Here is a 14,594-nt window from a genome sequence, read left to right on the forward strand (position 1 = left end):
GATGGCACTGCGTTTATCCGGCCTACAGAGCAACGTAGGCCCGGTAAGCGCCAGCGCCACTGGGCAAAAAAGTTCGAGACATATACGATTCACTGCACGTTTCAGGAACCATCGCTCATGACACAGACTTTAAGCCAGCTTGAAAACCGTGGCGCTTTCATTGAACGTCACATTGGGCCGGATGCTCAGCAACAGCAGGAGATGCTGAAGACAGTTGGCGCGGATTCGTTAAACGCACTGATCGGCCAGATCGTGCCCAAAGACATTCAGCTTGCCACGCCGCCGCAGGTGGGTGACGCGACCACTGAATACGCCGCGCTGGCAGAGCTGAAGGCAATTGCCGGCCTCAACAAGCGCTTTAAGTCTTACATTGGCATGGGCTACACCCCTGTGCAGTTACCGCCGGTGATCCTGCGCAACATGCTGGAAAATCCAGGCTGGTACACCGCCTATACCCCTTATCAGCCGGAAGTCTCTCAGGGACGTCTGGAAGCGCTGCTGAACTTCCAGCAGGTGACGCTGGATCTGACCGGTCTGGATATCGCCTCCGCCTCTCTGCTTGATGAAGCGACCGCCGCCGCCGAAGCGATGGCGATGGCAAAACGCGTCAGCAAACTGAAAAACGCGAACCGCTTCTTCGTCGCTGCCGATATCCATCCGCAGACGCTGGACGTAGTCCGCACTCGCGCGGAAACCTTCGGCTTTGACGTGATTGTCGACGACGCTGAAAAAGTGCTGGATCATCAGGATGTGTTCGGCGTGCTGTTGCAGCAGGTCGGCACCACCGGTGAAGTCCACGACTACACCAGCCTGATCGCTGAGCTGAAATCCCGCAAAATTGTGGTCAGCGTCGCCGCTGATTTTATGGCGCTGGTACTGCTCACCGCTCCAGGCAAACAGGGCGCAGACATTGTCTTCGGCTCTGCACAACGCTTTGGCGTACCGATGGGCTACGGCGGCCCGCACGCGGCCTTCTTCGCGGCGAAAGACGAATTCAAACGCTCCATGCCTGGCCGTATTATCGGCGTGTCGAAAGACGCCGCCGGTAACACTGCGCTGCGCATGGCGATGCAGACTCGCGAGCAGCATATCCGCCGCGAGAAAGCGAACTCCAACATCTGTACTTCTCAGGTGCTGCTGGCCAACATCGCCAGCCTCTACGCCGTGTTCCACGGCCCGGTCGGCCTGAAACGTATCGCCTCCCGCATTCACCGCTTTGCCGATATTCTGGCGGCGGGCTTGCAGCAGAAAGGGCTGAAGCTGCGTCATGCCCACTACTTCGACACCCTGTGTGTGGAAGTGGCCGATAAAGCGGGCGTGCTGGCGCGCGCCGAAGCCGCTGAAATTAACCTGCGCAGCGATATCCTGAACGCGGTTGGCATCACCCTGAACGAAACCACGTCCCGCGAAGATATTCAGGCGCTGTTCACCGTTCTGCTGGGCGATGCCCACGGTCTGGACGTGGATGCCCTGGATAAAGATGTGGCGCACGATAGCCGCTCCATTCAGGAAAGCATGCTGCGCGACGACGCGATCCTGACCCATCCGGTGTTTAACCGCTATCACAGCGAAACCGAGATGATGCGTTACATGCACTCTCTGGAGCGCAAAGATCTGGCGCTGAACCAGGCGATGATCCCGCTCGGCTCCTGCACCATGAAGCTCAACGCTGCCGCGGAAATGATCCCGATTACCTGGCCTGAATTCTCTGAACTTCACCCGTTCTGCCCGGCAGATCAGGCGGAAGGTTACCATCAGATGATCGGTCAGCTCTCCGACTGGCTGGTGAAACTGACCGGTTACGACGCGCTCTGCATGCAGCCGAACTCTGGCGCGCAGGGGGAATATGCGGGCCTGCTGGCGATTCGTCACTATCACGAAAGCCGCAACGAAGGGCATCGCGATATCTGCCTGATCCCAAGCTCTGCCCACGGCACCAACCCGGCGTCTGCGCAGATGGCGGGGATGGAAGTGGTGGTCGTGGCCTGCGATAAGAACGGTAACATTGACCTCGCCGATCTGCGTGCGAAAGCCGAGCAGGCGGGCGAAAAACTCTCCTGCATCATGGTGACCTATCCGTCCACTCACGGCGTCTATGAAGAGACGATCCGCGAAGTGTGCGAAGTGGTGCATCAGTTCGGCGGTCAGGTTTATCTCGACGGCGCGAACATGAACGCCCAGGTGGGCATTACCTCTCCGGGCTTTATCGGCGCGGACGTCTCGCACCTGAACCTTCACAAAACCTTCTGCATTCCGCACGGCGGTGGCGGCCCGGGTATGGGCCCAATCGGTGTGAAAGCGCATCTGGCTCCGTTTGTTCCGGGCCACAGCGTGGTGCAGATCGAAGGCATGCTGACCCGTCAGGGCGCAGTGTCTGCGGCACCGTTCGGCAGCGCCTCTATTCTGCCAATCAGCTGGATGTACATCCGCATGATGGGCGCTGAAGGGCTGAAACAGGCGAGCCAGGTGGCGATCCTCAATGCGAACTACATCGCGACACGCCTCAAAAACGCCTATCCGGTGCTCTACACCGGCCGTGATGGCCGCGTGGCGCACGAATGTATTCTCGATATTCGTCCGCTGAAAGACGAAACCGGCATCAGCGAGCTGGATATCGCCAAACGCCTGATCGACTATGGTTTCCACGCGCCAACCATGTCCTTCCCGGTGGCGGGTACGCTGATGGTGGAGCCGACCGAATCGGAAAGCAAAGTCGAGCTGGACCGCTTTATCGATGCGATGCTGGCGATCCGCGGTGAAATCGACCGCGTTAAACAGGGCGAATGGCCGCTGGAAGATAACCCGCTGGTGAACGCGCCGCACACCCAGAACGAGCTGGTGGCGGAGTGGAATCACGGCTATACCCGCGAGCTGGCGGTCTTCCCGGCTGGTGTGGCGAACAAGTACTGGCCGACCGTGAAGCGTCTCGATGACGTTTACGGCGACCGTAATTTGTTCTGTTCTTGCGTGCCAATGAGCGATTATCAGTAATACTTAAGCTCTGAACTGTAGGCCGGGTGAGGCGTAGCCGCTACCCGGCCTTTTTATTGGGAGAAAGGAAATGGCAATCGCACTGGTCACCGGCGCCAGCCGGGGCATTGGCAAAGCGACGGCGCTGCAGCTGGCGCGTGAAGGTTATACGGTGGCGGTGAACTATCACCACAACATCAAGGCCGCAACGGATGTGATCAATCAGATCGCCGAGGCGGGCGGCAAAGCCTTCGCCGTGCGCGCCGACATCAGCGAAGAATCTCAGGTGCTGGCGATGTTTGACAGCATCGACCGCGAAGGCGAGTCGCTGACGGCACTGGTTAACAACGCCGGGATTTTGTTTGAACAGAGCACGATTGAGAATCTCTCCGCCGAGCGTATCAACCGCGTGCTGGCCACCAACGTCACAGGCTATTTCCTCTGCTGTCGCGAGGCGGTAAAACGTATGTCCTTCAAACACAACGGCAAGGGCGGGGCGATTGTGAACGTCTCGTCGGCGGCATCACGTCTGGGCGCGCCGGGGGAATACGTTGATTATGCGGCATCGAAAGGGGCGGTGGATTCACTCACGACCGGCCTGGCGCTGGAAGTCGCGGCATGTGGCATTCGGGTCAACGGCGTGCGTCCTGGGCTGATTTACACCGATATCCATGCCTCCGGCGGTGAGCCAGGGCGAGTGGACCGGGTGAAATCGATGTTGCCGATGCAGCGCGGCGGACAGCCGGAAGAGGTCGCGCAGGCGATCGTCTGGTTGCTAAGTGAGAAAGCGTCGTATGTGACGGGCAGTTTTCTTGAATTGGCGGGCGGGAAATAGTGTTAATGCCCGGTGGCGCTGCGCTTACCGGGCCTACGAAACTGAAGGCCGGTGCAAGCGAAGCGCCGCCCGGCATGATGTTTAAATGTTCTCGCCGTTGCTGGCGATCACTTCTTTGTACCACTCAAAGCTCTTCTTGCGGGAGCGGGACATATCGCCCGTACCGTCGTCGTGCTTGTTCACATAGATAAAGCCGTAGCGTTTGCTGTACTGGCCGGTGGTGAACGAGACGCAGTCGATGCAGCCCCACGGGGTGTATCCCATCAGATCCACACCATCATAGGTGACCGCTTTCATCATCTCTTCCACGTGGGCACGCAGATAATCGATACGGTAGTCGTCGTTAATGCTGCCGTCTTCTTCGACTTTATCGTAAGCGCCGAAGCCGTTTTCCACGATAAACAGCGGCTTCTGATAGCGCTCATACAGTTCGCACAGGGCATAGCGCAGGCCAACCGGGTCAATCTGCCAGCCCCAGTCGGAAGCTTTGACGTGCGGGTTCGGCACGCTGCCTTCAAAGCCAGAAATCGCGTCACCGGTGCCGCCTTCAGCTTTGACGGCGTTGGTCATGTAGTAGCTGAAACCGAGATAATCGCAGGTGCCTTCACGCAGGATCTGCTCGTCGCCCGCTTCCATGTTGATAGTAAAGCCACGGCGTTCCCACTCGTTCAGGACGTAGCTTGGGTAGTAGCCGCGCAGCTGAACATCGGTAAAGACATAACGCTCACGCATGGATTCCTGGGCAAACATCACGTCTTCTGGCTTACAGGAGAACGGATAGAGCGCGACCATCGCCAGCATGCAGCCGACTTTCATTTCCGGGTTGATGCGACGCGCGGCTTTCACCGCCAGGGCGCTGGCAACGAACTGGTGATGCAGCACCTGGTACATGGTCTCTTCCGGATTTTCATGCTCGGTATAGACCACGCCGGAGCAGCAATACCCGAACAGTGGCGCGCGCCAGTTACGCTGGTTGTTGATTTCGTTGAAGGTCATCCAGTATTTGACCTTGCTCTTGTAACGCTCGAAAACCACTTCAGAGAAACGGACGAAGAAATCCACCACTTTACGGTTGGTCCAGCCGCCGTACTCCTGCACCAGGTGCAGCGGCATTTCGAAATGGGAGAGGGTGATCACCGGCTCGATGTTGTACTTCAGCAGCTCATCGAACATGTCGTCGTAGAATTTCAGCCCTTCTTCATTCGGCTGAGTTTCGTCGCCTTTCGGGAAGATGCGCGTCCAGGCGATGGAGGTGCGGAAACATTTGAAGCCCATCTCGGCGAACAGCTTGATGTCTTCTTTGTAATGGCCGTGGAAGTCGATGGCTTCGTGGTTGGGATAGTATTTGCCCGGCACCACTTCCTGGGTGATTTCACGCGGAACGCCGTGCGCGCCGCCGGTCAGGACGTCACAAATGCTTGGGCCTTTGCCGCCTTTATTCCAGCCGCCTTCAACCTGGTGCGCCGCCACCGCGCCGCCCCATAAAAAATCTTTCGGTAAGGTGAGTTTTTTCATGTTTGCTAATCTCGTCTTAGGATCTATTGTTTTCGAGTCTAGCAAAGCAGAATTAAATGTCACGATATAACAATTAGCTGGTAATGTAATATGTTACATCAAAAAAACAGGGCGTTTTATTCCGCCAGTTTCTTCGCCAGTTTCCGGCCGATGGATTCGAGAATATAAATAACCGGAATCTGTGTCGTAATATCGTAAACACCCGCAATACGGGTTTGTGGGACATGCCAGGAGAGATTAAAGTCCGCCAGTTTCGCCAGGCGGGAGTGCTCGTGGCTGGTGATAGAGAGCACCTTGCAGTGATGCAGGCTGAACTGGCTGGCGAAGCGCAGGATCTCTTCCGTCTCACCCGAAACGGAGAGCACGATCGCCAGTGCATTTTTCGCCATATCGTTGGTCACCGGGAAATAAGGGTCGTCGATATGGTTACTAAATTTCCCGATATTTGAGAAAAATCGCGCACCATATTTTGCCAGCGATCCGGAAGTGCCAGCACCGACAAAAATAATACGCTCAGACGATAATATAATATCAACCGCCTGCTCTAATAACGTATCAAACTCTTCATTGTTGACGCTTTTGAAAAAGCTAATAATTTCACTGGTGCCGAAATTCGCCTGCTGGGGTTCGTTTTGTTCCAGATATAATTTAAAGCGCACCCGGAATTCGGAATAGCCATCGCAGTTAAGCTTACGGCAAAAGCGCAGCACCGTGGTGGTGGACACGCCCGCCGCATCCGCCAGTTCACGGATAGTCATGTAGGTCACTTTGTCACGGTTTTTAATGACATAGTTGTAGACCATCATCTCGAGATTGTTGAGACTGGCAATGGCGGAATGGGAGAACATGCTCACAGGGGCTAAACTCACTCATCAGACTTCATCTACAGGGAATAATAACATGCAGCCTAACGACATCACTTTTTTTCAGCGCTTTCAGGATGACATTCTGGCCGGGCGTAAAACCATTACCATCCGTGATGAATCCGAAGCGCATTTTAAAACCGGCGATATTTTGCGCGTCGGGCGCTTTGAGGACGATGCGTATTTTTGCACCATCGAAGTGGTGGGAACCTCGACGGTGACTCTGGACACCCTGACGGAAAAGCACGCCCAGCAGGAGAATATGACCCTTGCAGCGCTCAAAGAGGTGATTGCGGAGATCTACCCGAATCAGTCGCAATTTTATGTGATTGATTTTAAATGCCTTAGTTCGGACTAACATCTGTTAGTTGAAAATTGAATTCAAAATTATGATTTATAAGGACTAATCCTGAAGTGAGATTTATTTTAGCTAACAGGTGTTCACTGGAATCATTCTCAGTTAGCATAGTCAGGTGATACATCATGATCTTACGTTCTCCCGGAGTCCTCCTATGGTTAGCAAACCATTTACTGCGCAGGGATATTCACTGGCCGAGGAAGTAGCCAACAGTATCAGCCACGGTATCGGCCTTGTTTTTGGCATCGTGGGCCTGGTGTTGCTGCTGGTTCAGGCGATAGACACCAACGCGAATGCGATGGCGATTACCAGTTACAGCTTGTACGGCGGGAGTATGATCCTGCTGTTCCTCGCCTCCACCCTGTACCACGCCATTCCGCATCAGCGGGCAAAACGATGGCTGAAGAAATTCGACCACTGCGCTATCTATCTGCTGATTGCCGGGACTTACACCCCGTTTTTACTGGTGGGATTAAACTCACCGCTGTCGCGCGGGCTGATGATTGTCATCTGGAGCCTGGCGCTGCTCGGGATCTTGTTCAAGCTCACCATCGCGCATCGCTTTAAGGTGCTGTCGCTGGTGACCTATCTGACGATGGGCTGGTTGTCGCTGATTGTGGTCTATCAGCTGGCGGTGAAACTGGCGGCGGGCGGAGTGACGCTGCTGGCGGTAGGCGGGATTGTCTATTCCCTTGGCGTGATTTTTTACGTCTGCAAACGCATTCCGTATAACCATGCCATCTGGCACGGCTTTGTGTTAGGCGGCAGTGTGTGTCATTTCCTGGCGATTTATTTGTATGTTGGGCAGGTTTGATAGCGGGTGCGGCCTGATGCCCTCACCCCAACCCTCTCCCACGGGGAGAGGGCGCAAAAACTAAAAACGGTAACCCAAGGGTTACCGTTTTGCTTTTACCTTCCGCCACCCGGCGATTCCCACCGACTAAAACTACTCTTCTAACGAATACGGCAACGGCTCAATGCTCAACGTGCTGGCATCGTCACGCACGCGGAACACGCTGTCCGGCTCCATATCGTTGTTCATCACTACCTGCACCAGCAGACGACCGTCGTCCAGCTGAACGGCAGCTAAAACGGTGCCGGTACGACGCCAGTTGTCGCCCATCTTCAGTTCGAGATCTTCACCGGCTTCCGGTACGCGGCTGGCATGGCCTGCCAGATACCACAGGGCGCGTTTGTTGGCCCCACGGAATTTCGCCCGCGCCACCATCTCCTGACCGGTGTAGCAGCCTTTCTTAAAGCTGATGCCGCCCAGCGCCTGCAGGTTTGTCGCCTGCGGGATAAACTGCGCGCTGTTGGCCGCATCGATAACCGCTAATCCGGCTTCAATGTTGAGAGCCAACCACTGCTGACTGTTGTTCAACTGCGCTTCGCCGCGCAGGGCTTCGGTCACGCGTTCAGCGGTCGCCGCATCGGTCACCAGCAGGAAACGCTCGGCAGGATGTTCAAACCACAGAATCGAGGTCGCGCCTTCGCTGACCAGCTGTTTCTCGGCATCCGGCAGTTCGCTGAACAGATTGTTCAGCGCGGCTCGCGCCTGGAAACCGGCTACACCCAGCAGAACGTGTTCGTCATCCGCGGCGATAGTGACCTTAGAAAATACGGCGTACTTCTTCAGTTCAGTCAACTGAGCGTCGCGCAGGCTGCGGCGTTCAATCAGGGCGAACCCGTCCTGACGGCGGAACAGACGCAGATTGCTCCACATCTTCCCTTTAGGATCGCAATGCGCCGCCAGCAGATGCTGGTGCTCAGTCATCTGGCCCACGTCGGCGGTCACCTGGCCCTGCAGATACTTCTCGGCATCCGCGCCGGTGAGGGTCGCCAGCGCCCAGTCATCAAGAGAGATCAGCGTCAGCGGCAGACGCGCGGAGGCGACGGGCTGGCGAGGAGGAAATGGAGTAAAAGCCATAATGATGTCCTGAATTGCATAACGCTTCGGTAATGCCTAATGGTAAAAGAGACTGTAGTCATTGCAAGCGCTTTCAGCAGCCCAATTGTGCCTTATCGCCGTTCTGCGTAGCGCCACGCAGAACAGAGTAATCCGCTTACATTGCAGGGTTTTTTCTGGAAGCGTGCTTCCAGTTAGCGATATTCCAGTAATGAAACAGCAAAAAACACGTTACACTAGAAATCGTCCCTCTTAGAGGTAGAAGAAACGTTAAGCAGGAAATCGACATGGACATTAACAACAAGGCCCGTATTCACTGGGCGTGCCGTCGCGGCATGCGTGAACTTGATATTTCCGTCATGCCCTTCTTCGAGTATGAGTACGACAGCTTAAGCGATGATGATAAACGCCTGTTTATCCGCCTGCTGGAGAGTGACGATCCTGATTTATTCAACTGGCTGATGAATCATGGCAAACCCGCCGACACCGAGTTGCAGCGGATGGTGCAATTAATTCAAACACGGAATCGGGAACGTGGTCCTGTGGCAATCTGATCTGCGCGTCTCCTGGCGCTCACAGTGGATGTCCCTTTTGCTCCACGGCGTTGTCGCAGCCTTTATTCTGCTGATGCCGTGGCCGCTCAGCTATACTCCGCTCTGGATGCTGTTATTGTCGCTGGTGGTGTTCGATAGCGTCCGCAGCCAGCGGCGTATCAATTCCCGTCAGGGTGAGATCAAACTGCTGATGGATTCGCGCCTGCGCTGGCAGGGCAAAGAGTGGGAGATCGTCGGCACGCCCTGGATGTTGAACTCCGGGATGATGTTCCGTCTGCGCAAAGAGGAAGGGGCGCGATGCCAGCATCTGTGGCTGTCAGCCGACAGTATGGATGCCAGCGAATGGCGAGATTTGCGTCGGATGGTTTTGCAGCAGCAGCCGACGCCGTAATGCCAGGGAACTAGCTAAACTTCTCGGCCATTTCGCCCAGAATTTGCTCGCACCAGTTTTGCAGACGCTCATCGCTTAAGTCGTACTGGTTGGTTTCATCCAGCGCCAGTCCGACAAACAGCTGGCCATCTGCGATGATCGGTTTTTGGCTTGTAAACTCGTAGCCTTCCGTCGGCCAGTAGCCAATAAAGGTAACGCCTTTTGGGGAGAGTTTATCGTGCAGCATACCGAGCGCGTCGAGGAACCATTCGCCATAGCCCAACTGGTCGCCCATGCCGTACAGCGCAATGATTTTGCCCTCAAGATTAAGCGAGTCGAGCTGATCCCAGATGGCTTCCCAGTCTTCCTGTAATTCACCAAAATCCCAGGTCGGAATGCCAAGAATCAGAACGTCGTACTGCTCCATCTCGGTGGGCGCGTCGTCTTTCAGATTGTGCAGAGTCACCAGTTCCGGGCCAATAATGTCGCGAATTTTCTCCGCGGCCATCTCGGTGTAGCAGGTGCTGGAACCATAAAACAGACCAATATTCATCGCGTAAACTTCTCAATACTTGCTTTGACTTTAGGCGTAGTGTACCAGAAACCTGTACCATTACGTCATAATGGCCGATGGCAGAATCACAGGAGCAGACGTGGAAAAGGATCTCGCCCTCATCGAACAATTTCTCGATGCGCTCTGGCTGGAAAAGAATCTGGCGGAGAATACGCTCAGCGCTTATCGCCGCGATTTGACCATGCTGGTGGAGTGGCTGGCGCATCGCAACTTGTCTCTTGAGCAGGCACAAAGCGACGATCTGCAGGCGCTGCTGGCTGAACGCATGGACGGCGGCTACAAAGCCACCAGTTCCGCGCGGTTGTTGAGTGCGATGCGGCGGCTGTTCCAGCATATGTATCGCGAGAAGCTGCGAGCCGACGACCCGAGCGCGCTGCTGGCGTCGCCCAAGCTGCCGCAGCGTTTGCCGAAAGATCTTAGCGAAGCGCAGGTCGATCGCCTGTTGCAGTCCCCGGCGGTTGACCTGCCGCTGGAGTTACGCGATAAAGCCATGCTTGAGGTGTTGTATGCCACCGGGCTGCGCGTGTCGGAGCTGGTCGGTTTAACGATGAGCGACATCAGCCTGCGCCAGGGCGTGGTGCGGGTAATTGGTAAAGGGAACAAAGAGCGGCTGGTGCCGCTTGGCGAAGAGGCGGTCTACTGGGTGGAAAACTACCTGGAGCACGGGCGTCCGTGGCTGCTGAACGGCGTGTCGATTGATGTGCTGTTCCCGAGCCAGCGCGCGCAGCAGATGACGCGTCAAACCTTCTGGCATCGCATTAAACATTACGCCACACTGGCGGGCATCGACAGTGAAAAACTTTCGCCGCACGTTCTGCGTCACGCCTTCGCGACGCATTTGCTAAACCATGGCGCGGATTTACGCGTGGTGCAGATGCTGCTTGGGCACAGCGATCTTTCCACGACGCAGATCTACACCCATGTAGCAACAGAACGCCTGCGGCAGCTACACCAACAGCACCACCCACGAGCGTGAGTGCCGACCCATAGTGATAGGATTGAAAATGAAAAAATCTTTAGTGCTGTTCTCCCTGCTGGCCGCCTCTTTTACCGGTTTTGCCCATGCTGATGACGCAGCGATCAAACAGTCGCTGGCGAAACTCGGCGTGACCAGCAGCGAAATCCAGCCTGCGCCGGTGGCCGGAATGAAAACCGTGCTGACCAGCAGCGGCGTGCTGTACGTGACCGAAGACGGCAAGCACTTCATCCAGGGTCCACTGTACGACGTCAGCGGCGCGCAGCCGGTGAACGTCACCAACCAGCTGCTGATGAAAAATCTGAACGCGCTGGAAAAAGAGATGATCGTCTACAAAGCCGCGCAGGAAAAACACGTGATTACCGTGTTCACCGATATCACCTGCGGCTACTGCCACAAGCTGCATGAAGAGATGAAAGACTACAACGCGCTCGGCATCACCGTGCGTTATCTGGCGTTCCCGCGCGCAGGCGTGCAGAGCCAGCCAGAGCAGGACATGAAAGCCATCTGGTGTGCCAAAGACCGCAATAAAGCCTTTGATGACGCGATGAACGGCAAGGGCGTCACTCCAGCCTCCTGTGATATCGACATCGCTAACCACTACGCGCTGGGCGTGCAGTTTGGTGTGACCGGGACCCCGGCCATCGTGCTGAGCAACGGCTACGTCGTGCCGGGCTACCAGGGGCCGAAAGAGATGAAAGAGTTCCTCGACGCGCACCAGAAACAGACTGGCGGTAAATAATTCGCGTGAAAGCCCAAACAAAATTGCGCCGCCGTGAGGTGGATGAAAGTATTGAGTTACCCGCCGATCTCTCACCGCTCCTGCGCCGTTTATACGCCGGGCGCGGCGTTCGCGCGGCCACGGAACTGGAGCGCAGTGTCAAAGGGATGCTGCCCTGGCAGCAGCTCAGCGGCATCGAAAAAGCGACAGAGATCCTTTATGACGCCCTGCGCGAAGGGACGCGGATTGTCGTCGTCGGCGATTTCGATGCCGATGGCGCGACCAGCACCGCCCTGAGCGTCCTCAGCCTGCGCGCGCTGGGCTGCGATAACGTCACTTATCTGGTGCCGAACCGTTTTGAAGACGGTTACGGCCTCAGCCCGGAAGTGGTCGATCAGGCTCACGCTCGCGGGGCGCAAATGATCCTGACCGTCGATAACGGGATCTCCTCCCATGCCGGCGTCGATCGCGCGCACGATCTGGGGATCCCGGTCGTGGTCACCGATCACCACCTGCCGGGTGAAACCCTCCCGGCAGCCGAAGCCATCATTAACCCGAACCTGCGCGACTGCGACTTCCCGTCGAAATCGCTGGCGGGCGTGGGCGTGGCGTTTTACCTGATGCTGGCCCTGCGTGCATTGCTGCGGGATAAAGGCTGGTTTGAGGCGCGCGGCATTGCGATCCCAAATCTGGCCGAGTATCTCGATTTAGTTGCCCTCGGTACGGTGGCGGACGTGGTGCCGCTCGATACCAACAACCGTATTCTGACCTGGCAGGGGCTGGGCCGCATCCGGGCGGGGAAATGTCGTCCGGGGATTAAAGCCCTGCTCGAAATTTCCAATCGCGATCCGCTGAAGCTGGCGGCAAGCGATCTCGGGTTTGCCCTCGGGCCGCGTCTGAATGCGGCAGGGCGACTGGATGATATGTCCGTTGGCGTGGCGCTGCTGCTCTGCGACAACATCGGCGAAGCCCGCGTTCTGGCCAATGAACTCGACGCGCTGAACCAGACGCGCAAAGAGATCGAGCAGGGGATGCAGGCCGAAGCCCTGACCCTGTGCGAAAAACTCGAGCGTAGCACCGACACGCTGCCCGGTGGACTCGCGATGTACCACCCGGAGTGGCACCAGGGCGTGGTCGGAATTCTGGCCTCGCGCATCAAAGAGCGTTTCCACCGTCCGGTGATCGCCTTTGCGCCTGCGGGCGACGGCACGCTGAAAGGCTCGGGCCGTTCCATTCAGGGGCTGCACATGCGCGATGCGCTGGAGCGTCTGGACACGCTTCATCCTGGGCTGATGATCAAATTCGGCGGCCACGCGATGGCGGCGGGGTTATCCCTGGAAGAGGCGAAGTTCGACGAGTTCCAGCGGCTCTTCGGCGAGTTGGTCACCGACTGGCTGGACCCGGCCTTGCTGCAGGGCGAAGTGGTCTCTGACGGTGCGCTGTCCGGCGCGGAGATGACCATGGAAGTGGCGCAGATGCTGCGCGACGCCGGTCCGTGGGGGCAGATGTTCCCGGAGCCACTGTTTGACGGGCGTTTTCGCCTGCTGCAACAGCGTCTGGTGGGCGAGCGTCATCTCAAAGTGATGGTCGAGCCGGTGAACGGTGGCCCGCTGCTGGATGGCATCGCCTTTAACGTCGATACCGCCGTCTGGCCCGATAACGGCGTGCGCGAAGTCGAACTGGCTTACAAACTCGATATTAACGAGTTTCGCGGTAATCGCAGTTTGCAGATTATCATCGATCATATCTGGCCAATTTAGCGGCACTATTCTCTATAAAAAAGAGCGTGGATTCGGTACAATCCCGCTCTTATCACCGCATTTTGACTAGTCCAATAAAGAAAACAGACCATGTTTGAAATTAATCCGGTAAAAAACCGCATTCAAGACCTCACGGAACGTTCTAGCGTTCTTCGGGGGTATCTTTGACTACGATGCCAAGAAAGAGCGTCTTGAAGAAGTAAACGCCGAGCTGGAACAGCCCGACGTCTGGAACCAACCTGAACGCGCACAGGCGCTGGGTAAAGAGCGTTCCTCCCTCGAAGCCATCGTTGAAACGCTGGATCAAATGACACAGGGGCTGGAAGATGTTTCCGGTCTGCTGGAACTCGCCGTCGAAGCCGACGACGAAGAGACCTTTAACGAAACCATCGCTGAACTCGACGTGCTGGAAGAGAAACTGGCGCAGCTCGAATTCCGCCGTATGTTCTCTGGCGAGTACGACAGCGCTGACTGCTATCTCGATATCCAGGCCGGTTCTGGCGGGACAGAAGCACAGGACTGGGCGAGCATGCTGGCGCGTATGTATCTGCGTTGGGCAGAAGCGCGCGGCTTCAAAACCGAAATCATTGAAGAGTCTGAAGGTGAAGTGGCGGGTCTTAAATCCATCACCATCAAGATCATTGGTGATTACGCCTACGGCTGGCTGCGTACCGAAACGGGCGTTCACCGCCTGGTGCGTAAGAGCCCGTTCGATTCCGGCGGCCGTCGTCACACCTCTTTTAGCTCTGCGTTTGTCTATCCGGAAGTGGATGAAGATATCGATATCGAAATCAATCCGGCGGACCTGCGTATCGACGTTTACCGCGCATCCGGTGCGGGTGGTCAGCACGTTAACCGTACGGAATCGGCGGTGCGTATTACCCACCTCCCGACCAACACGGTGACGCAGTGCCAGAACGACCGTTCGCAGCATAAGAACAAAGACCAGGCCATGAAGCAGATGAAAGCGAAGCTTTATGAACTGGAAATGCAGAAGAAGAATGCTGAGAAACAGGTGATGGAAGATAACAAATCTGACATCGGCTGGGGCAGCCAGATTCGTTCTTACGTCCTTGATGACTCCCGTATCAAAGACTTGCGTACCGGGGTTGAAACCCGTAACACGCAGGCGGTGCTGGACGGCAGCCTGGACCAATTTATCGAAGCAAGTTTGAAAGCAGGGTTATGAGGA

At 56.3% G+C, this 14,594-nt stretch carries 14 protein-coding genes; 10 read left to right on the forward strand and 4 right to left on the reverse strand.

Annotated features, from left to right (window positions below):
• The first annotated feature begins 117 nt into the window (after positions 1-117).
• Positions 118-2,991, forward strand: a complete 2,874-nt coding sequence (gene gcvP / locus QQF33_RS04920; protein WP_285150930.1) for an aminomethyl-transferring glycine dehydrogenase — start codon at positions 118-120, stop codon at positions 2,989-2,991.
• 70 nt (positions 2,992-3,061) lie between these two features.
• Complete coding sequence (locus tag QQF33_RS04925; RefSeq protein WP_285150928.1) at positions 3,062-3,805, forward strand: SDR family oxidoreductase; 744 nt, start codon at positions 3,062-3,064, stop codon at positions 3,803-3,805.
• Positions 3,806-3,886: 81 nt separating this feature from the next.
• Here the strand turns inward: QQF33_RS04925 and bglA are convergent, their stop codons facing one another.
• Together bglA and QQF33_RS04935 are read right to left on the reverse strand one after the other, a co-directional pair.
• A complete protein-coding gene (bglA, locus tag QQF33_RS04930; RefSeq protein ID WP_285150926.1) occupies positions 3,887-5,320 on the reverse strand; it encodes a 6-phospho-beta-glucosidase BglA in 1,434 nt (477 codons plus the stop codon).
• 116 nt (positions 5,321-5,436) lie between these two features.
• A complete protein-coding gene (locus tag QQF33_RS04935) occupies positions 5,437-6,168 on the reverse strand; it encodes a MurR/RpiR family transcriptional regulator (RefSeq protein WP_282494505.1) in 732 nt (243 codons plus the stop codon).
• A 52-nt stretch (positions 6,169-6,220) separates the two neighbouring features.
• On the opposite strand from QQF33_RS04935, the gene yqfB reads away from it, so the two are divergent.
• Both yqfB and trhA read left to right on the forward strand, forming a co-directional pair.
• Positions 6,221-6,541, forward strand: a complete 321-nt coding sequence (yqfB, locus tag QQF33_RS04940) for a N(4)-acetylcytidine aminohydrolase (RefSeq protein ID WP_285150925.1) — start codon at positions 6,221-6,223, stop codon at positions 6,539-6,541.
• A 154-nt stretch (positions 6,542-6,695) separates the two neighbouring features.
• The gene (gene trhA, locus QQF33_RS04945; RefSeq protein WP_103946619.1) at positions 6,696-7,355 is read left to right on the forward strand and encodes a PAQR family membrane homeostasis protein TrhA; all 660 of its coding nucleotides are present in this window, start codon (positions 6,696-6,698) and stop codon (positions 7,353-7,355) included.
• 132 nt (positions 7,356-7,487) lie between these two features.
• On the opposite strand, the gene ygfZ is transcribed toward trhA, so the two are convergent.
• On the reverse strand, positions 7,488-8,468 hold the full coding sequence (ygfZ, locus tag QQF33_RS04950) for a tRNA-modifying protein YgfZ (protein WP_282494428.1): 981 nt from the start codon (positions 8,466-8,468) through the stop codon (positions 7,488-7,490).
• Positions 8,469-8,734: 266 nt separating this feature from the next.
• Between ygfZ and sdhE the strand changes: the two genes are divergently transcribed.
• On the forward strand, positions 8,735-9,001 hold the full coding sequence (sdhE, locus tag QQF33_RS04955) for an FAD assembly factor SdhE (protein ID WP_095283258.1): 267 nt from the start codon (positions 8,735-8,737) through the stop codon (positions 8,999-9,001).
• Complete coding sequence (locus tag QQF33_RS04960; protein WP_282494429.1) at positions 8,982-9,392, forward strand: protein YgfX; 411 nt, start codon at positions 8,982-8,984, stop codon at positions 9,390-9,392. Before sdhE ends, QQF33_RS04960 begins: the two co-directional genes overlap by 20 nt.
• 10 nt (positions 9,393-9,402) lie before the next feature.
• On the opposite strand, the gene fldB is transcribed toward QQF33_RS04960, so the two are convergent.
• On the reverse strand, positions 9,403-9,924 hold the full coding sequence (fldB, locus tag QQF33_RS04965; RefSeq protein ID WP_285157468.1) for a flavodoxin FldB: 522 nt from the start codon (positions 9,922-9,924) through the stop codon (positions 9,403-9,405).
• A 100-nt stretch (positions 9,925-10,024) separates the two neighbouring features.
• Here fldB and xerD point away from each other — a divergent pair, with 100 nt between their 5' ends.
• From xerD to prfB, 4 genes are all read left to right on the forward strand, one after another.
• Complete coding sequence (gene xerD, locus QQF33_RS04970) at positions 10,025-10,921, forward strand: site-specific tyrosine recombinase XerD (RefSeq protein ID WP_282494431.1); 897 nt, start codon at positions 10,025-10,027, stop codon at positions 10,919-10,921.
• Between the two features lie 28 nt (positions 10,922-10,949).
• Positions 10,950-11,663, forward strand: a complete 714-nt coding sequence (dsbC, locus tag QQF33_RS04975) for a bifunctional protein-disulfide isomerase/oxidoreductase DsbC (RefSeq protein ID WP_282494432.1) — start codon at positions 10,950-10,952, stop codon at positions 11,661-11,663.
• 5 nt (positions 11,664-11,668) lie between these two features.
• Positions 11,669-13,402 (forward strand): single-stranded-DNA-specific exonuclease RecJ, encoded by a 1,734-nt coding sequence (recJ, locus tag QQF33_RS04980; RefSeq protein WP_285143790.1) that lies wholly within the window; start codon positions 11,669-11,671, stop codon positions 13,400-13,402.
• A 90-nt stretch (positions 13,403-13,492) separates the two neighbouring features.
• Positions 13,493-14,591 (forward strand): peptide chain release factor 2 gene (prfB, locus tag QQF33_RS04985; protein WP_282494434.1). Its coding sequence is split into 2 segments (ribosomal slippage): positions 13,493-13,567 and positions 13,569-14,591, totalling 1,098 coding nucleotides; the frame shifts between segments, so codons are not numbered across the junction.
• Positions 14,592-14,594 lie beyond the last annotated feature (3 nt).

This window comes from Lelliottia wanjuensis (assembly GCF_030238365.1).
GTDB lineage: Bacteria > Pseudomonadota > Gammaproteobacteria > Enterobacterales > Enterobacteriaceae > Enterobacter > Enterobacter wanjuensis.